The sequence below is a fragment of the Myxococcus sp. AB025B genome, assembly GCF_006518215.1.
GTDB lineage: Bacteria > Myxococcota > Myxococcia > Myxococcales > Myxococcaceae > Myxococcus > Myxococcus fulvus.
In genome coordinates, this window is sequence record NZ_SRLW01000067.1 from 1 (window position 1) to 19,470 (window position 19,470).

The following is a 19,470-nucleotide window of genomic DNA, read 5'->3' on the forward strand; positions in this document are numbered from 1 at the left end:
CTCCTCCCGAGCCCGCGCCGACCACCGACGCCCCTGTCCCGCTCCGCCCCCGCGTGCCGAACGCCATGGCGCTGGGGACGCCGGTGCTCGCGGCCATGGGCGTGGCGCTGGTGGTGATGATGCTGGGGCGCAACGGCACCTTCTCCGTGGAGCTCAGCTCGTCGCCGCCGGGCGCCAACATCCGCGTGGATGGCCGCCCGCTGGACACGCTCACGCCCGCGCTCCTCACCCACCTGCCCGCGGACGCCGAGCACCTGCTGGAGGTCCACATCCCCGGCATGGTGCCGTGGAGCCAGGTGGTCCGCGCCGAGCGGGGCACCACCCTGGCCGTGCACGCGCGACTTCGTCCTCGGATGAACACTCCGGCCGCGTCCGCCACGTCGGCCCGCGCGCACCACGCGCCCCCCGTACAGGAGATGGACTGGGCCCCGGGCGGCATCCGCCTGTCCGCGGTGAGCCACGCCTTCCGCGTCCCCGTCACCAACGCCGCGCGCGTGCAGTTGGACCCGGCCCGCACGTACCTGGTGCACACCGAGGGGCGCATGTCGCTGGGCGGCCCCATGTCCGTCCAGCACGCCGGCTACTTCCTGGAGGGCGACGCGAACCTGCCCGCGCACGACTCCTTCGGCGTGCTCGGCCCCGACGAGCAGCTGGTGCGCCACGCGTCCGTGCTCCACGTCTTCGCGCTGGATGCCCGCCGGGACGACAACCGGGGCGGGCTCCAGGTGCGCATCCGCGAGCTGGGGGGAGCGAGCCTCGCGCCCTTCCGCCTGGACTCGCGCCAGCACGCGGTGAAGCTGTCGCGCGCGGACCGCTTCGTGCTCCGCGCCCTGGACCCGGGCACCACGTACGACGTGGTGCTGCGCTACACCGCCGAGCCCGCCCGGACCCGCGGCCTGGGCGGAGGCCCGGTGGGCCGGGTGCTCGGCCTGGTGGGCACCGGCCCCGGTCCCGAGGGCTCGCCCAGCGGCCTGGCGCTCCTGGAGGTGGGGCAGCCCACCCGGCTCAGGGGGGCGTCGTGGCTCCAGCTCGCCTTCCCGGACGACAACCTGGCCGACAACACCGGCACCCTCCTGCTGGAGGTCATCCCCGTGGTCCACCCCACCGGCAGCCAGACGGCCCCCGCCGAGCACCGCCACGGCCGCACGGCACAGTGAGCCCTGCTACAGCCGTGCAGCGGCCTGTCGCCGAAAAGTTGATCCTCCAGTCGCTCCCCCTACCCTGAGCGACAAGGAGGGCTCAACATGTTGAAGCTGGTGGCAGTGGCCGTGGTGGGAGCGGTGGTGCTCGGGACGGTGGGGCTGTCGGGCCGCGTGGACGCGCGTCCCGGGAGCAGCGAGGCGGAGCCGACGCAGGCGCAGGTGGAGGCGGCGCTGGACGCGCGGCAGAAGGAGCTGCTGGGCATCCTTTTGGAGGCTCAGCGGACGGGCGAACGCACGGCGTCGGTTCACCGGTAATCTCGTGGCGTCGAGCGCGACTCGGTGCTAAGCCCGGGCCTCCGTTTGACGTCTACCTGCCCGTGAGGGGGACATGCCTGAAGGGTCCGCGTCACTCAACCAGCTCGCGGTCGGCGACCGGGTCGTCTACCCGAATCAGGGTGTCTGCCGCGTCACCGCCATCGACACCAAGGAAGTGGCGGGACAGAAGCTCATCTTCGTCACGATGCGCCGCGAGGAGGACAACGCCCTCCTGATGGTGCCCCAGGCCAAGGTCGTGGCCATCGGTGTGCGCCGGGTCGCGAGCCCCGACGACGTGAAGAGCCTCTTCGCGTTCCTGCGCTCCGACGGCGACAAGGCCGACCTGGACTGGAAGCAGCGCGCACGCACCAACCAGGAGCGCATGACCCAGGGCGGAATCCTGGGGCTCGCCGAGGTGGTCAAGGACCTCCAGGTCCTGAGCGAGCTGCGCCCCCTGCCGACCAAGGAGCGTGAGCTGTACGACAACGCCCGGCACCTGCTGGTGTCGGAGGTCGCCACCGCGCTCGGCACCGCCGAGGTCAACGCGGAGGACGCCATCGACCTGGTCCTCTTCCCGCCCGGCCGCGAGCGCCCCAAGCGCACCGCCGCCGAGTTCGCGAAGGGTGACGAGGACGACCTGGGGCTGGACGGCGACCTGCTGGGGCTCGACGGAGACCTGGACCTGCCCTCCGACGAGGAGCCGCAGTCCGAGTCCGACGAGGAGAGCTCCTCCGAGGAGGAGGGCGAGGAGTCGTCCGAGGAGAAGGGCGACGAGGAGTCCTCCGCGCCCAAGAAGCGCGGTCGTCCGCCCAAGGCCAGGCCCGCGGAGAGCGGGGGCGCCGAGCCCGCCGCGCCCAAGAAGCGCGGCCGTCCTCCCAAGCCGAAGCCGGAGGCGCCCCCCGAGGGCGCCGAGCCCGCCGCGCCCAAGAAGCGCGGCCGTCCGCCCAAGCCGAAGCCGCCCGAAGTGGAGGGAGCGGCGCCCGCCGCGCCCAAGAAGCGCGGCCGTCCGCCCAAGGCCAAGCCCGCCGACAGCGGGGACTGACCGCCCACACCATCCAGGGGGCCCTGACGCGGGCCCTCTTCGCGCCGAGGTGATTCCCCGTGATTCGCGTCGTGACGTTGGACCCCTTCGACGACAAGCAGCTCGCCAAGCTCAACCGCACGCTCTACACGGCGTTCGGCGTGGGCAGCGAGCACTCCGGCAGCGCCGAAATCCCCCCGGGGTTGGGCGAGCCGCTGGACGCCGAGAAGCTGCTGGACCAGGTGAAGGGCATCCGCGCCTATCAGGACGACAAGGTGCTGCTGCTCACCACGCGCAAGCTCAAGGAGCGCGAGCTGCCCAGCGGCGTGGCCCCCACCCCGGGCTTCGCGCGCCAGGGCAAGGACCGCTCCATCATCTCGCTGCAGCCGCACAAGGACCTGGAGACGGGCTTCAAGCCCGTGGCGCGGCAGGCGCTGCACCAGCTCGGCCACCTGTGGGAGCTGCACCACTGCCTGGACCCGCGGTGCTCGATGTACCCGCCCTGGACGCCGTCGTTCTCCCAGGGTGAGCCCATCTTCTGCACCTTCTGCCGGGAAAAGAGCGAGCAGAAGATTCGTCTTGCGAAGTCCTAGCCTCCCACGCGCGCTGCCCCTCCTGGAGCTGGGGGGCCTGCTGCTGGTCGCGCTCCTGTGCCTGCTCTTCCACCTGCTTCTGCCGGGCAAGCTCCCCACCGAGGAGGGCTATCGCGCGGTGGCCCGGCGGCTCCAGTCGCAGGCCCGCCCCGGTGACGCGGTGCTGCTGTTCCCCTGGTGGACGGAGCGCGCGCGCCTGTTCGTGCCTCCGGGGCTGCCCGTCTACGGCTACCTGGGCTCGGACACCGACGACCTGTCCGCGCACCCGCGCGTCTGGGTGCTGGGACAGCCGGAGCTGCCGCGCTCGGACGAGGCGGCCTTCCTGAAGGACTTCCTGCCCCAGCGCCGCGCTTTGGGGGAACCCGAGCGCGAGGGCCCGCTGACGCTGACGCTCTACGAGAACGGGCGCCACCGGCCGCGCCGCTTCACCGCCTCCGACGTCGTCTCCCGCGCGCGGGTGTACCTGGAGTCGGACGACGGCGCGCGACAGGCGTGTCCCTTCAACGGCTCGGCGCACCGCTGCCCCGGCCAGGGAAACATCTACGTGGCCACCGAGTGGCACGAGGTCCTCTACGAGCCGCGCCACTGCCTGTGGATGCCCGCGCCGCCGGGAGACCAGAAGCTGGTGGCGGAGTTCGACGGCGTGCCCGGCGACGTGGGGCTGCGGCTCGAGGGCGGCATCATCTTCGAGTACGCCTTCCCCAAGGACGCGCAGCTGACGACGGCGCTGCTGGGCGTGGACGACGCGGCGAGCGGCGCGCGGCTGTTGGACGTGGCGATCGCGCCGGGCCAGGAGGGCGTGAAGAAGGCCGAGGTGCGGCTGCCTCCGGGCGCGCCGCGCACGGTGAAGGTCTGGGTCCGCTCCCGGAATCCGGACCGGCGGCAGGTGTGCCTGGACGTGCTGGCGGTGGAGCCGACGGTGGGAGTGAAGGGATGACGGGCAGGCCGGCGACCCGCGAGGAGAAGCTCCAGGCGTGGGCGCTGTGGGCCCTGGCCTTCGTGGCGCTGTGGTGGACCGAAGGCCACGTGGGCTTCACGCGCGACGAGAGCGTCTACTTCGCCGCGGCGGAGGGGTACGCGGGCTGGTTCCGCCAGCTGTTCCAGTCGCCGACGCGGGCGCTGACGGACGCGGCCATCGTCCGCGCGTGGGACTACAACCACGAGCACCCCGTCCTGATGAAGACGCTGTTCGGGCTGAGCCACCTGCTCTTCCACGACACGCTGGGGTGGATGCGCTCGGCCGCCGCGTTCCGGCTGCCGGCGTTCGCACTGGCGGCGCTGGTGCCCGCGCTGAGCTTCCTGTTCGGCAGCGCGCTGTACGGCCGCGCCGCGGGCCTGTTCGCCGCGCTCGCGTTCATGCTGGTGCCGCGTCAGTACTTCAACGCGGAGCTGGCGTGCTTCGACGTGCCGGTGGCCGCGCTGTGGCTGCTCGTCGTGTACTGCTTCTGGCGCGCGCTGGAGGACGTGCGCTGGGGCGTGGCGTGCGGCGTGGCCTTCGGCCTGGCGCTGACGGCCAAGCACAACGCGCTGTTCCTCCCCTTCGTGCTGACGCCCTTCGCGCTGTGGCGCGCGTGGGAGGCGAGCGAGGCGGAGCCCCAGGCGCGCGGGTGGCTGCTGCGCTTCGTCGGCCTGTTCGCCTCGGTGGCGGTGCTCTACGGGCTGCTCATCCTGTCGCTGGGCGGCGGCGAGGGCTTCCAGCGGAAGTTCTTCCTGCTCAGCCCCCACACGCTCTTGTTCATGGGGCTGGCCGTCGGCGGCACGTGGCTGCTCAAGGGCGTGGAGAAGGTGAACGCGCAGGTGACGCGGGCGCTGGTCCCCATCGCGGCGATGGCGGTGCTCGGGCCCGTCATCTTCTACCTGCACTGGCCCTACCTCTGGCACCACCCGGTGGACCGCACCGCGTGGTACCTGGCCTTCCACGCCAAGCACAACCACTACGCCTGGTTCTACCTGGGCACGCTGTTGCGCGAGCCGCCCTTCCCGCTCGCGTACGTGCTGGTGAAGACGGCGCTCACGGTGCCCACCAGCCTCTTCGCGCCCATGGTGACGGGCTTCCTCGCGCTCGCGGGTCGGGTGGTGCTGGGACAACTCGAGCGCACGCGCGCGTGGGTGCGGCCGGTGACGATGGTGGAGGCGCTGGTGGGGGTGAACGCGGTGACGTCCATCCTCATCATCAGCCACCCCCAGGTGCCGCACTTCGGCGGGGTGAAGCACTGGTTCCCGTCCATGGTGTTCCTGGGCCTGCTCGCGGGACAGGCGGTGTCGCGCGGCTCGACGGCGCTCCTGGAGCGGCTGCGCGAGAAGCAGCCCTCGGTGCCCGCGCTCGCCGTGCTCGCGCCCGTGTTCGCGGTGCTGCTGGCGCCCGCGCTGGTGTACTCGGCGCGCGTGTTCCCCTACGGGACGGCGGCGTACTCGGAGCTGGCCGGAGGGCTGCCCGGCGCGGCGACGCTGGGGATGCAGCGGCAGTTCTGGTCCAGCCACGTCACCGGCGTGCTGCCGTGGATCAACGCGCACGCGAAGCCGAACGCGCGGCTGTTCCTGCATGAGGTGCACGGCGGCTCGTTCCGGGACTACCAGCGCAACGGAATGCTCCGGCCGGACCTGCGCGCGGTGGGCAGCCCCTTCGAGGCGGACATCGTCGCGTACCAGTACCACCAGGAGTTCCGCGAGTACGAGTTCCAGACGTGGCAGGCGTTCAACACGCGCACGCCCGCGACGGGGCTGTACCTGGATGAGACCCCGCAGGTCATCGTCTACGTGCGGCCCGAGCCTCGCTGAGCCACGACGAAGACCCCGTGATGACCCACGGGGCCCTCGCGCTCCGGTGACTCGACGCTACGGCGTCCGACAGCCCGGGCCCGCCGAGCAGTCGAAGCACCACGAGCTGGACTCGTAGGACGATTGGCAGACGCCGTCGCCGCAGTAGCCACTGTACGGACAGTCCTCGGGACAGGACTGCGGCTCCAGCCGGAAGCACAGGCCGTTACCACAGACATCGATGAGCCCCTCCGGCTCACTTGGCCGCGCGGCCTCCGGCGCCAGACACCCCGGGCCCGCCGAGCAATCCGAGCACCAGGCGCTGGACTCGTAGGACGATTGGCAGATGCCGTCGCCGCAGTAGCCACTGTACGGACAGTCCTCGGGACAGGACTGCGGCTCCAGCCGGAAGCACAGGCCGTTACCACAGACATCGATGCGCGCCTCCTGCTCCCCCAGCTCCTGCTCCAGCGGAGTCAGCCCATCCACACCACCGCAGGCCGACACCGCCACGAACGACACCACGGCCATCCAGACACGAGTCCATCGCTTCATTCGACGCTCCTCGGGGTGAAGGGAAACAGTCCATCCTAACCACCGGACAAAGGACGACCGCAAACCCTCACACCCACGCCCGAAGCGCCTCCTCACCTCCAGCACAAACATCCAACCCGGATGCAAAAGCAACCCGGGAACCCGCTCACGCGCTGGGGACACCTTCCCCACCCTGCTCCCCCGCGAGGAGCACCGGGAGCACCTGCAGCACATCGTGCCGGTCGACCTGGCTCCACCCGCGAGTCACCGCCAGGTCGGCCAGCTCCGGTGAGGGCTCGAACGCCAGGGGGAAGCCCACCAGCGCGAGGATTTCCGCGTCGGAGAGGGAGTTGCCCATCGCGAGGGAGCGCTCCAGCGAGGCGCGGTGGAGCGACGCCAGCTCCTGGAGGATGCCCGGCTTGCCCCCGCTGCGGCCAGGCCCCTGGAGCACCTGTCCCGTATAGCGATTGCGCCGGATGGCCATCTGCGCGCCCCGGTACACGTCGATGCCCAGGTCCTCCGCCACTAGATGGACCATCTCGATGGGCCCTCCGGAGACCAGAGCCACCAGGAACCCCTCGGCCTCGAGCATCCGGAGCAGCGGCCGGACGAACCCGAACAAGCGACCTCGCGCCTGGGCCCAGACCTCCTCCGCGGCGCGCTCGACGCTGGGGACCGCCACACCCGCGAAGAGCCGCTCCCAGCCCCGGTAGAGCTCCGCGACGGCCTCGAAGAAGTCCTGTCCGCCCACGTCATGGCGTTCGACCGCCGCCAGGAGTTCGCGCACGACCGTCCCATCACAGACACCGCGCGCCGTCAGCTCACGCACCAGCAAGGCCCCGAGCGTGTCCGGGGTGAGCGTCCCATCCAGGTCGAGCACCGCGAGCCTTCTCATACACAATCCTTCCTGTCGGGCAGGGCCCCTGTCGGAATCCCTGTCTGCTCCACGAACCAGGACGGAGGACCTCCTCCCCTGGATGTCGGCTCGGAGCGCGACGTGTTGCTCATCGGACGAGCAACCCCGTCGAACACCGTCCTGGCGTCCGCGAGTCATCACCAGATGCCTCCCAGGTGTCGCCCGGCACGATGCTGCGTCCCCTCGAGGATGGAACCCCCGTCTCCAGGGCGGGGCGGGCGACCTGGACGCGGTGGGGACGACGTTGGCGCCCTTCGCCCCCCCTGTCCACCTTCCGCGAGTCGGGCTCTCGCCCGGAGGGGGACATCCACATGCAGCTGTTCAGGCTTCCGTCGATTCTCGCCGTGTCCGCGGCGCTGTGTTTCTCGGTCGGCTGTTCCAAGCGGGGCTCGCAGTCCCAGGGCGCCGAGCCCCAGGCCAGCACACAGCCTCCGGCCCCACCCCAGCCGCCACCTTCCATGGCGCAGGGCGCGCCGCCCGACGACGCCCACGGCAAGCACCATGGCAAACACCACAAGGGCGTCTCCGAGGCCAACTGCCCCATGGCCGTCCCCGGCGCGGTGGCCCGGGCCGAGGACGTGCCCGAGGGCGTGGCACTGGTCCTCAGCACGCCAGAGCCCACGCAGGTGGCGGAGTTGCAGCAGCGCAGCCGCCGCATGCTGCACGAGCAGGCCGCCAGCACCCAGCGCGCGCAGGAGACCTCCGTCCTGGACGAGGTGCAGCGCGAGGACCTGGGCGACAGCGCCACCGAGGAGCAGTACGGCCGCGATGACAGCGGCACGGGCGGCGCCGGCATGGCGGGCGCGCCGACGATGCCCTCCAGCGCGAGCGTCCAGGACACGCCGGATGGCGTGGTCATCGTCTACACGGCGATGGACCCGTCCATGCAGCAGCAGCTCAGCAGCGAGGTCCACCAGACGGCGAACGAGATGAAGCCCGGCCAGTGCCCGGGCATGTGAGCCGCGCCTCCTGTCAGCCCCTGCCCCCCGGCGACTTCCGGGGGCGCAGCGCGGCCAGGGCGTAGTCCACCACCGTGTCCGCGTAGGACTCGGAGAGCGGCGCTGTGCGCAAGAGCCAGCGGTGGAACAGCGGCCCGAAGAACAGCTCCACGGCGACGTCCAGGTCCACGTCCCCAGCCACCTGCCCCACCTTCTGCGCCGCGCGCAGCCGCTCCTTGGTGACCTCCAGGTTCGGCCGCAGCAGCGTGTCCACGAACTGCTTCGCCAGCGTCGGGTCCATCTGCGACTCCGCGGTGAGCGCGCGTGAGGGCACCTCGAGGCGCGGCGAGCCCAGCTCCGCGACGGTGGCCCGAATCACGCCCTTCAGGTCCGCCACCACGTCGCCCGTGTCCGGCAGCGGCGTCACGTCCCCCATCAGCGCGGCGAAGGCATCCAGCACGAGCGCACCCTTGGTCGGCCACCAGCGGTAGATGGTCTGCTTGCCCACCCCGGCCCGCGCGGCGATGGCCTCGATGGTCAGCCGCGTGTAGCCCTGCTCCCCCACCAGCTCCACCACCGCCTTCAGGATGGCCTGGTGCGAACGCTCGCTGCGCCGCCCGGTGTCCGGCGTCTTCGCCTCACTCATGGCCCGGTACGCTAGCGGCGCTGCGGCGATACGCAACGTCTCGTCTTGACAACCGGTGGGTCGAGCCTCATGGTGACTTGGCGAGACGGACCGTCTCGTCTCAATCCAGGAGCCCCCTCCATGAAGCGACGCGCCCATATCGCGATGGTCAGCATCCCCGCGCACGGCCATGTGAACCCGAGCCTGGAGGTCTTGCGAGAGCTGGTGGCCCGGGGCCACCGCGTGAGCTACGCCAACGACGCCTCCTTCGCGGAGCCCATCGAACAGACGGGCGCGAAGCTGGTGCCCTATCCGTCGACGCTGCCGCGAGAAGGCGTCGCGGACCGGCAGTGGCCGGAGGACACGATTGGTCAGCTGGAGGTGTTCCTGAAGGATGCGCAGGAGCAGCTCCCCCGGCTGCGCGCGGCCTGGGAGCAGGACCGGCCGGACCTGTTCCTCTACGACATCGCGGGCTACACGGCGCGCATCCTCTCGGAGAACTGGGGGAAGCCCGCCATCCAGCTCTCCCCCACGTTCGTCGCGTGGGAGGGCTGCACCGAGGAGATGGCGCCGATGCTGGAGGCGCTGCGCGCGGCCCCGGGTGGCGCGGACTACTACCGTCGCTTCTCCGAGTGGCTGAAGGACTGCGGCGTGGCGGAGACGGACTCCACGTTGTTCGTCGGTCTACCGCCGCGCTCGCTCGTGCTCATCCCTCGCGCGATGCAGCCGAACGCGGACCGCGTGGACACGCGGCGGTTCACCTTCGTGGGACCGTGTCTCGACGAGCAGCGCGTCCACCAAGGGACGTGGAGCAGGCCCGCGCACGCGAAGAAGGTGCTGCTCATCTCGCTGGGGTCCACGTTCACGAACCAGCCCGGGTTCTATCGCCAGTGCATGGCGGCGTTCGGAGATTTGCCCGACTGGCACGTGGTGCTGAACATCGGTCGACATGTCCAGCGCTCGGAGCTGGGAGAGGTCCCCACCAACTTCGAGGTGCACGCGTGGCTGCCGCAGTTCTCGGTGTTGAAGCAGTCGGATGTCTTCTTCACCCACGCGGGCATGGGCAGCACGCAGGAGGGGCTGTGGTGCGGCAAGCCGATGCTGGCCGTGCCCCAGGCCACCGACCAGTTCGCCAACGCGGACCGCATCGTCGAGCTGGGCGTCGGCTTGCGGCTGGACACGGAGAAGGCCACCGCGCAGACACTGCGAGAGGCGTTCCAGCGACTCACGACGGAGCCCCGCTTCGCCGAGCGGGCCGCCGCGATTCAGCGCGAGCTGCGCGACGAGGGAGGAGCGAAGCGCGCCGCGGACCTCATCGAGCAGGCGCTCGGTGGGTGAGGCGTGACGTGCTCCACCGGGCGTCGTCGTGACGCGCGACACGCGCGACGACGAGTCGTGGCAGACTTTTGGGCATGGACGCGCGGGACATCCATCCGAAGTGGGTCGTGAACCTGGTGGATGAGCCGCGGGAGCTGTACCTGTGGCTCGGCTGGTCCTCGCTGGCGGAGCTGCTCGAGGCGATGACCGAGCTGTCGACGACCCCCAACACCTACTTCCGCTTCACCTTCTCGGAGAGCACCCTCGCGAGCCTGGGTGAGCTGCTCGCGCGCGTCGAGGACTGTCATGCGACGCCGGAGCCCTACCGGGCCCACCCTCGTCAGCTCAGCGTCGAGCGGCTCGCCAGCGCGGCGAACGAGGTCCACCAGCAGGCACAGCGCCTCCAGGACAAGCTGGCCGAGCCCGGCTTCGCCCACGCCCTCGCGGTCCAGAAGGTGATGGCCCCGCGAGCCTTCCTCGACGCGTGGGCGACGCTTCTGCGCCAGCTCGGCTCGGGACGCGGCCCGCACCCTCCCCTCCTGGACTGCACGGGTGACGTGGACGTGTCGCTCGAATGGGGGTGGTAGCCTCCGGCGCCACCGCCATGGAAAGCAACGCACCGTCCTCCGCGCAGTCCCTCGCCAGTGACAAGCCCGGGCTGTTCGCGCGCTTCGGTCCTGGCATCCTCGTCGCCGCCACGGGTGTCGGCGCGGGAGACCTGCTCACCGCCAGCCTCGGAGGCTCCGCGGTGGGTGTGTCCATCTTGTGGGCCGCCGCCGTGGGCTCGGTGCTCAAGGGCTTCCTCAACGAGGGCGTGGCCCGCTGGCAGCTCGCCACCGGCACCACCGTGCTGGAGGGCTGGGCCCGCCTGGGCGCGGGCCTGCGCTACGTCTTCTTCATCTACCTGCTCGGCTGGAGCTTCTTCACCGGTGGCGCCCTCATCTCCGCGTGCGGCGCGGCGGGCGACGCGCTGTGGCCCCTGGCCAGTGACTCGGAGACGTCGCGCCGGCTGTGGGGCGTGATTCATTCGTTGGTGGGCCTGGCGCTCGTGGGCCTGGGCGGCTTCCGGCTCTTCGAGAAGCTGATGGCCGCCTGCATCGCGTTGATGTTCGGCGCGGTGCTCTTCACCGCGCTCGCCTCGGAGCCGGACTGGGCCGCCGCCGCGCGCGGGCTCGTCGTCCCCTCGCTGCCGGACCAGGGCGCGCCCTGGGTGCTGGGCCTGCTGGGCGGCGTGGGCGGCACGGTGACGATGCTCTCGTACGGCTACTGGATTCGGGAGAAGGGCCGCGAGGGCCCGCGCGGGCTGCGCATCTGTCAGACGGACCTGGCCGTGGGCTACGCGCTCACCGGGATGTTCGGCGCCGCCATGGTCATCATCGGCTCGACGCTCCAGTTGGAGGGCACGGGCCTGCGGGTCGCCACCGTGCTCGCGACGCGGCTGGAGGCCATCATCGGGCCGGTGGGCTACTGGGTGTTCCTGGCCGGCTTCTGGGGCGCGGTGTTCTCCAGCCTGCTGGGCGTCTGGGAGGGCGTCCCCTACCTCTTCGCGGACTTCCTGCGCATCCAGCGCAAGGAGGCCCCCGGCCTGGTGGACCTGCGGACGACGCGCGCGTGGAAGCTGTACCTGGTGGCGCTCTCGCTCGTGCCCCTGCCCATGCTCTGGGCACCGCTGCAGCGCGCGCAGCTCGCCTATGCCGTGGTGGGGGCGCTGTTCATGCCGCTGCTCGCCGTCACGCTCTTGTGGATGAACAACCGGCGCGACTGGGTGGGCTCGCTGCGCAACGGCTGGCTCGTCAACGCGGCGCTCGTCGCCACGGTGGTGCTGTTCGTCATCGTCGGGCTCGACGAAGCGGTCGACGCGCTGCGCAAACTGAGGATCCGCTGAGAGCGGTGCACGCGGCGGGACACTGGAATGAACGAGGGTTCGTGCTCCGCTCGCAAAGAGCACGGATGTGCACTTACGGTCTTTGTGTCGCGCGGCCTCCAGGCGGGCGGGCGACAGCCCATCCACCGAGCGTGACGCTCGGAGTAGGCTTTCGAACGCGGATGGTGGATCTTCCACGCCCCGGGAGGGACACATGAAGCGCTGGAGCATGGTGCTGGCAGTGGCGGCGATGAGCGTGGGTTGCCACGACAGCAAGAGAGAGGACCGCATCACGCGGGCGCAGGTCCGCAAGACGGGACCCGCGACGATGGAGGTCATCCCCTCGGCCGGACAGCTTCCGTACTGCATGCTCTACACGGTGTCGGAGAAGGGCGTCATCCGGCAGCTCACGCTGACGCGGGAGAACCGCTCCATCCGCTGCGACGCGAACAAGCCCGTCGCCAACACCAGCTTCCGCGTCCCGACCCAGGAGGGGAAGGTCAAGGTCTACATCTTCTTCTCCGACGAGCGAATCCCCGCGGGCCCCGTCGCGCAGCAGCTCTACGACCTGCGCGGCCAGGACCGCATCAGCGCCATGGACCTGCGGCTGCCGGGACGCGTGTTCGTGGAGACGATGGACTTCGTCCCGGAGGAAGGCACCGCGGAGATCACCGGCGCGGTGGTGGGCACCCACGGCGAGGTGACGGACTCGGGCTCCGGCGCCGCGCCGGACCAGGACCTGGGCGCCACGGTGCTCGGCGACGGAGGCACCGCAGGCGCACAGCCGGCTGCCGCGGACGAAGGGACCTGAGCCCGGCACCGAGGAGGACGCGAGACCTCCTCGACGCGTGTCGCGCGTATCACACCGCCTGAGCGCCACGCGAGCCGGACGCAGGCCGGCTCCGCGCGTGCCGCTCACGTCGAGCCTCCAGGGCGCCCGCGCACATCCCCCGAGGAGGACTGGAGCCCCCCGCGAGCCACCTACCCGCGCGTCACCAGGCCTCGCGGGCCATGGCCAGCAGGTCGGCCTCCGTCACCTTGCGCGGATTGCTCAGGTGCGAGGCGTCCAGGAAGCCCTTCTGCGCGATGAGCGGCAGGTCCTCCTCGCGCACGCCCACGTCCCGCAGCCGCGCGGGAATCCCGATGGCCGCGTTGAGCTTGCGCACCTGCTCGATGGCGTTGCTCGCGAGCACCTCCTCGCGCGCGTTGGAGGTATCCCCCATCGCCACCGCGACCCGGGCCAGCCGGGCCGTGCTCGCCGCGCGGTTGAACTCCATCACCACCGGCAGCACCACCGCGTTGGCCAGGCCGTGGTGCACGCCGGAGATGGGCGTCAGCGCATGCGCCAGCGCGTGACACGCCCCCAGTCCCTTCTGGAAGGCCATGGCGCCCTGCATCGCGGCCACCATCATGTCCGTGCGCGCCGCCAGGTTCGTCCCCTCGCGCACCGCCGTCACCAGCGAGCGGCTCACGCGGTGGATGCCGTCGATGGCCACCGCGTCCGCCAGCGGGTGGAAGCCCTGCGACAGGTACGCCTCCAGGCAGTGCGTGAAGGCGTCCATGCCCGTGGCCGCGGTGACTCCCGGAGGCAGCCCCAGCGTCAGCTCCGGGTCCACGATGGCGGCGCCCGGCAGCAGGTGCGGACTGAAGATGACCGTCTTGCGCCCCGTGTCCTCCAGCGTCACCACACCCGAGCGCCCCACCTCCGAGCCCGTGCCCGCGGTGGTGGGAATGGCGATGAGCGGCGGCAGGTCGTCCTTCACGTACTGGTCGCCGCCCTTGGCGTCGTCGTAGCGGCTGAGCGGCGGCTCGTGCGTGGTGAGCAGTTGCACCAGCTTGCCCGCGTCCAGCGCGCTGCCTCCGCCCAGGGCGATGAGCCCGTCGCAGTCGTTCTTGCGGTAGACCTCGAGGCCCGCGAAGACGTCCTTCTCCGTGGGGTTGGGCTCCACCTTGTCGAAGACCGCGCACGGCAGGCCCGCCGTCTTGAGCACCTCCAGCACGCGGGAGACCAGGCCCGCCTTCACCACGCCCGCGTCCGTCACCAGCAAGGGACGCTTCATCTTCAGCCGCTGCGCCTGGGCGGGCAGCCGCTGGAGGGCCCCCGCGCCGAGGACGATGCGGGTGGGCCACGCCATCTCGGTGACACGGGGCTCGGTGGGGATGTCGAACGGCTTCATCTCGGGTTCCTCCCTCGGGCTCATCAGATGAGCTCCAGGTAGCGCTCCAGCTCCCAGTTGGTGACGGCGCGCTCGTACTGGCGCACCTCCCACTCGCGCGTGCGCACGAAGTGGTCCACGAAGCCCTCGCCCAACAACTCCCGGGCGCGCTCGCTCTGCTTGAGCAGCGTCACCGCGTCCTTGAGGTTGCGCGGCAGGGGCGCGGCCTCGTGGGACGCATACGCGTTGGCGTTGCACGCGGGCGGCGGCTCGATTTCGTTCTCGATGCCCCACAGGCCCGCGGCCAGGCTCACCGCCATGCCGATGTACGCGTTCATGTCCGCGCCCAGCTGGCGGTACTCGATGCGCATCGCCTTGGCGCTCTCGCCGATGACGCGCACCGCGCAGGTGCGGTTCTCCAGGCCCCACGCCGCGGTGGTGGGCGCCCAGGTGTTCTCCACGCTGCGCTTGTAGCTGTTGATGGTGGGCCAGTAGAGCGCCGTCAGCTCCGGCATCAGCGCAATCTGCCCGCCGATGTAGTGACGCATCAGCCGGCTCATCCCGTGCGGCGAACCCTCTTCATGGAAGAGGTTGCGCTCGCCCTTCGGGTCCCACAGCGACTGGTGCACGTGCCCCGAGCAGCCCGGCAGCTTCGCGTTCACCTTCGCCATGAAGCACGCGGACAGGCCCTGGCGCGCGCACAGCTCCTTCACCACCGTCTTGAAGAGCGCCGCCTTGTCCGCCGAGCGCTCCACGTCGTCATACCGGATGGCGGCCTCGAACACGCCGGGGCCCGTCTCCGTGTGGAAGCCCTCGATGTCCAACCCGAAGCCGTTGCACCCGTCGATGAGCGAGTGCACCAGCGGCGCGTTGAGCGACGTGCGCAGCCACGAGTAGCCGAACATGCCCGGCGTCAGCGGCGTCAGCTCCTGGAAGCCCTTCTCCCGGAGCGTGTGCGGCTGCTCCTTGAAGATGAAGAACTCGTACTCGGCGCCGAAGCGCGGCAGGTAGCCCTGCTCCCGCGCGCGCGCCGCGACCTTCTGCAACAGCTGCCGCGGGCTCGCCTCGAACGGGGTGCCGTCCGCGTTGACGAAGTCCAGCAGGAACGCCGCGGTGTCCGGCTCCCACGGAATCATCCGCCCCGTGGACAGGTCCACCGTGGCGTGCGCGTCCGGGTAGCCGGTGTGCCAGCCCGTCACCTGCGTGTTGTCGAGCAGCTCGTCGCCCAGGTCCCATCCGAAGACGACGTCACAGAACCCCAGCCCGCTCTTGGCGGCGCTGAGGAACTTGTCCACGGAGATGTACTTGCCGCGCCAGACGCCATCGATGTCGACGGCGCCGACCTTCACCTTCTTCGCGCCGCGCTCGTCCAGCCAGCGCCGCATCGAGTCCGCGCCACCCGAGTCCCGGGGCACGGCGGCGCCGCGCACCGGCCCCCCGCGCTCCTTCGCGCGCGCCCTGCGAGCCACGGCCGGGTGCGTGAGTACCTTCGCCTTGGAACGGGTCGGCATCGGGACCTTCCTTCGTGGGGTGAGGGAATGCTCAGGTGTCCGTGGGCAGCTTCGTCCACACCGCCTTCGTCTGGAGGTAGCCCTCCAGCGCGTGGTGCGACAAGTCCCGCCCCCAGCCGGACTCCTTGTAGCCGCCGAACGGCGCGGCATCGTCGAACTCGTTGAAGCAGTTGATCCACACCACGCCGCTCTTCACCTTGCGAGCCAGCGCGTGCGCCTTCGCCACGTCGCGCGTCCACAGCGACGCGGCCAGCCCGTAGAGCGTGCCGTTGGCCAGCTCCAGCGCCTGCGCGTCGTCCTTGAAGCGCATGCACGCGAGCACCGGGCCGAAGATCTCCTCCTGGGCGATCTTCATGTCCGGCTTCACGTCGCCGAACACGGTGGGCTTCATGAAGCAGCCCTTCGCCTTGGCGCTCTCCGTGTCGCGCTCGCCGCCCGCGAGCAGCCGCGCGCCCTGCTGACGTCCGCTCTCCACGTAGCCCAGGATGGTGTCGAGCTGCTTCTGGCTCACCTGCGCGCCCATCTCCGTGGACGGGTCCAGCGGGTCCCCCACGCGCAGCTTCTTCGCGCGCTCGGCGAGCCGGCCCACGAACTCGTCGTAGACGCTGTCCTGCACCAGCACGCGGCTGCCCGCGTTGCACGTCTCACCCTTGTTGCCGAAGATGCCCCAGAAGCACGCCTCCACCGCGCGGTCCATGTCGGCATCGGCGAAGACGACCTGGGGGCTCTTGCCGCCCAGCTCCAGCGTCAGCTTCTTCAGGTTGCTGCCCGCCGACGCCTGCATCAGCCGGCGCGCGGTGCGCCCCGAGCCGGTGAACGAAATCTTGTCCACGTCCGGGTGGCGCGCGAGCGCCTCACCCGCGGGGTCTCCGTAGCCGGGCACCACGTTGAGCACGCCGGGCGGGAAGCCCGCCTCCAGCGCGAGCGCGCCCAGCTTCATCGCCGTGAGCGGCGTCATCTCGGAGGGCTTCACCACCACGGTGCAGCCGGCGGCGAGCGCGGGGCCCAGCTTCCAGCACAGGATGCACGTGGGATAGTTCCAGGGGACAATCAGGCCCGCCACGCCCACCGGCTCCTTGAGCACGTAGGTGTGGAAGGGCCCGTCCACCAGCAGCACCTCGCCATGCACCTTGTCCGCCCAGTCCGCGAAGTACGCGAGCGTGCCAGCGCCCGGCGCCACGTCTCCACGGATGGCGTCGCGGAAGGTCTTGCCGTTGTTGAGCGACTCGACGAGCGCGAACTCCTCGCGCCGCTGCCAGAGCAGGTCGGAGAGCTTGCGGATGAGCTTGCCGCGCTCGCGGGCGGACATCTTGCTCCACGGGCCGGACTCGAACGCGCGCCGGGCGGCCTTCACCGCGCGGTCCACGTCCGCCGCGGTGGCGCTCGGCACGTCGCACACCTTCTCACCCGTGGCGGGGTTCACCACCGGGAAGGTGCCCCCTTCGATGGGGTCCACACCCTGCCCGTCGATGAGCAGCTGCAGGACGGGAAGCCGTGGGGAGAGGGAGCGTGCATCAATCATGGGGATTCCTCGGGGCGCACGGGGGCGTTCCAGACGGATTGGCCAGGAGCGAACACAGGTGGCACGACAGGGTAGGAATGACGTCCAGACGCGGCAACCTGCGGCGGTGAAGAACGTCTTGTTGCTGAAAGCCGGCGAGGCGGCCGTGTCCGTGCGCCTCAGTGTGGGTGATTACGAGCAGTGGTTCCTGCGCACCATTGGACTGGAGGGTCATCGCTTCGACATCCTCCCCGTGCACCGCGACGCGCCGCTGCCCCGCGACGCGCGCGCGTATGACGCGGTGATGATGACGGGCTCACCGCTGTCGGTGACGAAGCTGGAGCCCTGGATGGAGCGCGCCGCGGACTTCATGCTGAGCGCCGCCGAGGCGGGCACGCCGGTGCTCGGCGTGTGCTTCGGTCACCAGCTGCTCGCGCATGCGTACGGCGGACAGGTGGCGCGCAATCCGCGCGGCCGGGAGACGGGCACGGTGCAGGTGCGCCTCACCGAGGAGGGACGCCGGGACGCGCTGTTCGACGGCGTGCCGGAGCTCTTCGCCACCCAGGCCACTCACGAGGACATCGTCACGTGCATGCCCGAGGGCGCGAGGGTGCTCGCGGGCAACGACAATACGGCCACGCAGGCGCTCGCCTTCCGCCCCAAGGTCCGGGGCGTGCAGTTCCACCCGGAGGCGGGCCCCGACGCACTGCGCGCCGTCATCGACGCCCGGCGCGAGGGGCTGGAGAAGGAGGCGCTGGCGCGGGGGCGTGCGCCCGGCGAGGAGGTGCCGAGACTGCTGGCGGGCCTTGCTCCCACTCCCTTCGGGCGCCGAATCCTGATGAACTTCCTGGAGCGCTTCACCTGACCCGCTTCCCGAGGCCTCCCTTGCCGCGCATCCTCCTGTCCATCCTGCTCGCCCTCCTCGTCACCTCCTGCTCGGATGGGAACCCGTGCGACCAGGCGCCTCGCTGTGACGAGGGGGAGGCGCTCAACTGCGAGACGGCCTGCACCGTGGGCCCCTGCTCCACCGGCCCCGTCTTCCAGCAGTGCGACCGGGGCGCCACGTGCACCGTCGTCGCCGGGGACCGGAGCGACGCGCGCTTCTATCGCTCACGGGCCGTGTGCGCGCTGAGCCTGACGGCGTGTGACCCGGCGACGGCGCCCGAGCCGGTGTGCGAGGACGACCGCTTCGTCACCGGCTGCGGCGCGCACCGCCGGGACATCCGGGTCTTCTGCTCGCAGTCGGCGCTGTACTTCGACCAGGTGCCCGCCTGCTGCATCACCGGCCCCGGGGATGGTGGGACGGACGCGGGGACGGGGGATGGTGGGATTCCCGACGCGGGCCCGGGTGGCGCGGACGCGGGACGTTGAGCAGATAGCGTTCGCGGTTCGCGAGCGCCCGCACCGCCTGCAGCGGGTGGTGGGAATCCACAGGTTGAGCCCGGACGGCGCCTCGCGCGTCGCTCGGGTGCGCCATGAAACGATTCCTGCCGCGCTATCGCCGGTGGAGCCGCCGGCTCAAGAGCCTCATCGGCCAGCTCCACCTGGACGCGGACGCCAACCGCATCGTCCGGAGGACGGACTTCGCCCACTGCCCCAGGCCCGTGCTGCTGCTCTACGGCTTCTTCAGCACGCGCCGGGTGTTCGAGGTCCTCGAGCAGCGGCTGCGGCGCGAGGGCTACGCCGTGTGGTCCATCCACCTGGGCGGCGCGCTGGACCGCTTCAACACGCACGGCATCGACGCGCTGGCCGAGAAGGTGCGCGAGAAGGTGGAGCGCATGTACGCGCGCTACCCGCACATGGGCCCCTTGAGCATCATCGGCCACTCGAAGGGCGGCCTCATCGGCACGTACTACGTGAAGCGCCTGGGCGGAGACCAGCGGGTGCGGAACCTCGTGACGCTGGGCACGCCGCACCAGGGGTGCCGGCTGGCGTACCTGGGCTGCGCGACGCTCGGCTGGTTCAGCCGCAGCATGTGGCAGCTCACGCCCGTGTCCCCCTTCCTGCGCCAGCTCTCCACCGGCGCGTTCCCCCGGAACGTGCGGGTGTCGTCGCTCTACTCGCGCACGGACGAGGTGACGCCGTGGACCTCCGCGCGGCTGAAGGTCGAGGGGCAGCCCAACGTCTTCAACCACGAGCTGCCCGACGCGGGACACGGGGAGCTGCTCACTCGCAAGTCCGTCTACCAGGTCATCCGCCGCGAGCTGGCCGCGGGCTATGGCGAGCACGCCCCGGCGCTGCGCGCGCTGTCGCCCTCCGCCTCTTGAGGTAGAGAGAGGG

At 71.0% G+C, this 19,470-nt stretch carries 20 protein-coding genes; 14 read left to right on the forward strand and 6 right to left on the reverse strand.

Annotated elements, in window-relative coordinates; all coding sequences use genetic code 11:
• From FL311_RS44055 to FL311_RS13810, 6 genes are all read left to right on the forward strand, one after another.
• The coding region (locus FL311_RS44055; protein ID WP_228556858.1) for a PEGA domain-containing protein at positions 1-1,157 on the forward strand (1,157 nt) is incomplete at its 5' end.
• 87 nt (positions 1,158-1,244) lie between these two features.
• Positions 1,245-1,457, forward strand: a complete 213-nt coding sequence (locus FL311_RS13790; RefSeq protein WP_046715516.1) for a hypothetical protein — start codon at positions 1,245-1,247, stop codon at positions 1,455-1,457.
• Positions 1,458-1,530: 73 nt separating this feature from the next.
• Positions 1,531-2,499, forward strand: coding sequence for a CarD family transcriptional regulator (locus FL311_RS13795; protein ID WP_141325609.1), 969 nt, complete (start codon positions 1,531-1,533; stop codon positions 2,497-2,499).
• A gap of 59 nt (positions 2,500-2,558) precedes the next feature.
• Positions 2,559-3,071: a hypothetical protein gene (locus tag FL311_RS13800; RefSeq protein WP_046715518.1), complete on the forward strand. Its 513-nt coding sequence runs from the start codon at positions 2,559-2,561 to the stop codon at positions 3,069-3,071.
• Positions 3,058-4,008 carry a hypothetical protein gene (locus tag FL311_RS13805; RefSeq protein WP_141325610.1) on the forward strand — a complete coding sequence of 317 codons (951 nt, stop codon included), beginning with the start codon at positions 3,058-3,060 and terminating at the stop codon, positions 4,006-4,008. Before FL311_RS13800 ends, FL311_RS13805 begins: the two co-directional genes overlap by 14 nt.
• Positions 4,005-5,849 (forward strand): glycosyltransferase family 39 protein, encoded by a 1,845-nt coding sequence (locus tag FL311_RS13810; RefSeq protein WP_141325611.1) that lies wholly within the window; start codon positions 4,005-4,007, stop codon positions 5,847-5,849. The genes FL311_RS13805 and FL311_RS13810 overlap by 4 nt, the downstream gene beginning before the upstream one ends.
• Before the next feature lie 57 nt (positions 5,850-5,906).
• Here FL311_RS13810 and FL311_RS13815 read toward each other — a convergent pair whose 3' ends face one another.
• Both FL311_RS13815 and FL311_RS13820 read right to left on the reverse strand, forming a co-directional pair.
• The gene (locus tag FL311_RS13815) at positions 5,907-6,383 is read right to left on the reverse strand and encodes a hypothetical protein (protein ID WP_141325612.1); all 477 of its coding nucleotides are present in this window, start codon (positions 6,381-6,383) and stop codon (positions 5,907-5,909) included.
• Between the two features lie 145 nt (positions 6,384-6,528).
• Entirely contained in the window at positions 6,529-7,257 is a 729-nt protein-coding gene (locus tag FL311_RS13820) for an HAD family phosphatase (protein WP_194869196.1), read from the reverse strand.
• Between the two features lie 332 nt (positions 7,258-7,589).
• Here FL311_RS13820 and FL311_RS13825 point away from each other — a divergent pair, with 332 nt between their 5' ends.
• A complete protein-coding gene (locus tag FL311_RS13825; RefSeq protein WP_141325614.1) occupies positions 7,590-8,237 on the forward strand; it encodes a hypothetical protein in 648 nt (215 codons plus the stop codon).
• 13 nt (positions 8,238-8,250) lie between these two features.
• On the opposite strand, the gene FL311_RS13830 is transcribed toward FL311_RS13825, so the two are convergent.
• Positions 8,251-8,862, reverse strand: a complete 612-nt coding sequence (locus FL311_RS13830) for a TetR/AcrR family transcriptional regulator (RefSeq protein WP_141325615.1) — start codon at positions 8,860-8,862, stop codon at positions 8,251-8,253.
• 120 nt (positions 8,863-8,982) lie between these two features.
• Between FL311_RS13830 and FL311_RS13835 the strand changes: the two genes are divergently transcribed.
• The 4 genes from FL311_RS13835 (at position 8,983) to FL311_RS13850 (ending at position 12,833) form a co-directional block, all read left to right on the forward strand.
• Entirely contained in the window at positions 8,983-10,179 is a 1,197-nt protein-coding gene (locus tag FL311_RS13835) for a macrolide family glycosyltransferase (protein ID WP_141325616.1), read from the forward strand.
• Positions 10,180-10,253: 74 nt separating this feature from the next.
• Positions 10,254-10,745: a hypothetical protein gene (locus FL311_RS13840; RefSeq protein ID WP_141325617.1), complete on the forward strand. Its 492-nt coding sequence runs from the start codon at positions 10,254-10,256 to the stop codon at positions 10,743-10,745.
• A 17-nt stretch (positions 10,746-10,762) separates the two neighbouring features.
• Positions 10,763-12,043 (forward strand): Nramp family divalent metal transporter, encoded by a 1,281-nt coding sequence (locus FL311_RS13845; RefSeq protein ID WP_141325618.1) that lies wholly within the window; start codon positions 10,763-10,765, stop codon positions 12,041-12,043.
• 193 nt (positions 12,044-12,236) lie between these two features.
• Positions 12,237-12,833 carry a hypothetical protein gene (locus tag FL311_RS13850; protein WP_141325619.1) on the forward strand — a complete coding sequence of 199 codons (597 nt, stop codon included), beginning with the start codon at positions 12,237-12,239 and terminating at the stop codon, positions 12,831-12,833.
• A gap of 181 nt (positions 12,834-13,014) precedes the next feature.
• On the opposite strand, the gene FL311_RS13855 is transcribed toward FL311_RS13850, so the two are convergent.
• Genes FL311_RS13855 through FL311_RS13865 form a run of 3 tightly spaced genes read right to left on the reverse strand, consistent with a single transcriptional unit; the run spans position 13,015 to position 17,211 of the window.
• Positions 13,015-14,199, reverse strand: coding sequence for an iron-containing alcohol dehydrogenase (locus tag FL311_RS13855; RefSeq protein ID WP_141325637.1), 1,185 nt, complete (start codon positions 14,197-14,199; stop codon positions 13,015-13,017).
• A 23-nt stretch (positions 14,200-14,222) separates the two neighbouring features.
• A complete protein-coding gene (locus FL311_RS13860) occupies positions 14,223-15,689 on the reverse strand; it encodes a glutamine synthetase family protein (RefSeq protein ID WP_141325620.1) in 1,467 nt (488 codons plus the stop codon).
• Between the two features lie 31 nt (positions 15,690-15,720).
• A complete protein-coding gene (locus FL311_RS13865) occupies positions 15,721-17,211 on the reverse strand; it encodes an aldehyde dehydrogenase family protein (protein WP_141325621.1) in 1,491 nt (496 codons plus the stop codon).
• Between the two features lie 106 nt (positions 17,212-17,317).
• On the opposite strand from FL311_RS13865, the gene FL311_RS13870 reads away from it, so the two are divergent.
• From FL311_RS13870 to FL311_RS13880, 3 genes are all read left to right on the forward strand, one after another.
• Positions 17,318-18,055: a glutamine amidotransferase gene (locus FL311_RS13870; RefSeq protein ID WP_228556859.1), complete on the forward strand. Its 738-nt coding sequence runs from the start codon at positions 17,318-17,320 to the stop codon at positions 18,053-18,055.
• 20 nt (positions 18,056-18,075) lie between these two features.
• Positions 18,076-18,561, forward strand: a complete 486-nt coding sequence (locus tag FL311_RS13875) for a hypothetical protein (protein WP_141325623.1) — start codon at positions 18,076-18,078, stop codon at positions 18,559-18,561.
• Positions 18,562-18,665: 104 nt separating this feature from the next.
• A complete protein-coding gene (locus FL311_RS13880; RefSeq protein WP_141325624.1) occupies positions 18,666-19,457 on the forward strand; it encodes an alpha/beta fold hydrolase in 792 nt (263 codons plus the stop codon).
• Positions 19,458-19,470: the final 13 nt, after the last annotated feature.

Coding starts and splice junctions, on each gene's coding strand:
- FL311_RS13790 (WP_046715516.1), top strand. CDS start 1,245: ATGTTGAAGCTGGTGGCAGTGGCCGTGGTGGGAGCGGTGGTGCTCGGG.
- FL311_RS13795 (WP_141325609.1), top strand. CDS start 1,531: ATGCCTGAAGGGTCCGCGTCACTCAACCAGCTCGCGGTCGGCGACCGG.
- FL311_RS13810 (WP_141325611.1), top strand. CDS start 4,005: ATGACGGGCAGGCCGGCGACCCGCGAGGAGAAGCTCCAGGCGTGGGCG.
- FL311_RS13815 (WP_141325612.1), bottom strand. CDS start 6,383: ATGAAGCGATGGACTCGTGTCTGGATGGCCGTGGTGTCGTTCGTGGCG.
- FL311_RS13820 (WP_194869196.1), bottom strand. CDS start 7,257: ATGAGAAGGCTCGCGGTGCTCGACCTGGATGGGACGCTCACCCCGGAC.
- FL311_RS13825 (WP_141325614.1), top strand. CDS start 7,590: ATGCAGCTGTTCAGGCTTCCGTCGATTCTCGCCGTGTCCGCGGCGCTG.
- FL311_RS13830 (WP_141325615.1), bottom strand. CDS start 8,862: ATGAGTGAGGCGAAGACGCCGGACACCGGGCGGCGCAGCGAGCGTTCG.
- FL311_RS13835 (WP_141325616.1), top strand. CDS start 8,983: ATGAAGCGACGCGCCCATATCGCGATGGTCAGCATCCCCGCGCACGGC.
- FL311_RS13840 (WP_141325617.1), top strand. CDS start 10,254: ATGGACGCGCGGGACATCCATCCGAAGTGGGTCGTGAACCTGGTGGAT.
- FL311_RS13845 (WP_141325618.1), top strand. CDS start 10,763: ATGGAAAGCAACGCACCGTCCTCCGCGCAGTCCCTCGCCAGTGACAAG.
- FL311_RS13850 (WP_141325619.1), top strand. CDS start 12,237: ATGAAGCGCTGGAGCATGGTGCTGGCAGTGGCGGCGATGAGCGTGGGT.
- FL311_RS13855 (WP_141325637.1), bottom strand. CDS start 14,199: ATGAAGCCGTTCGACATCCCCACCGAGCCCCGTGTCACCGAGATGGCG.
- FL311_RS13860 (WP_141325620.1), bottom strand. CDS start 15,689: ATGCCGACCCGTTCCAAGGCGAAGGTACTCACGCACCCGGCCGTGGCT.
- FL311_RS13865 (WP_141325621.1), bottom strand. CDS start 17,211: ATGATTGATGCACGCTCCCTCTCCCCACGGCTTCCCGTCCTGCAGCTG.
- FL311_RS13880 (WP_141325624.1), top strand. CDS start 18,666: ATGAAACGATTCCTGCCGCGCTATCGCCGGTGGAGCCGCCGGCTCAAG.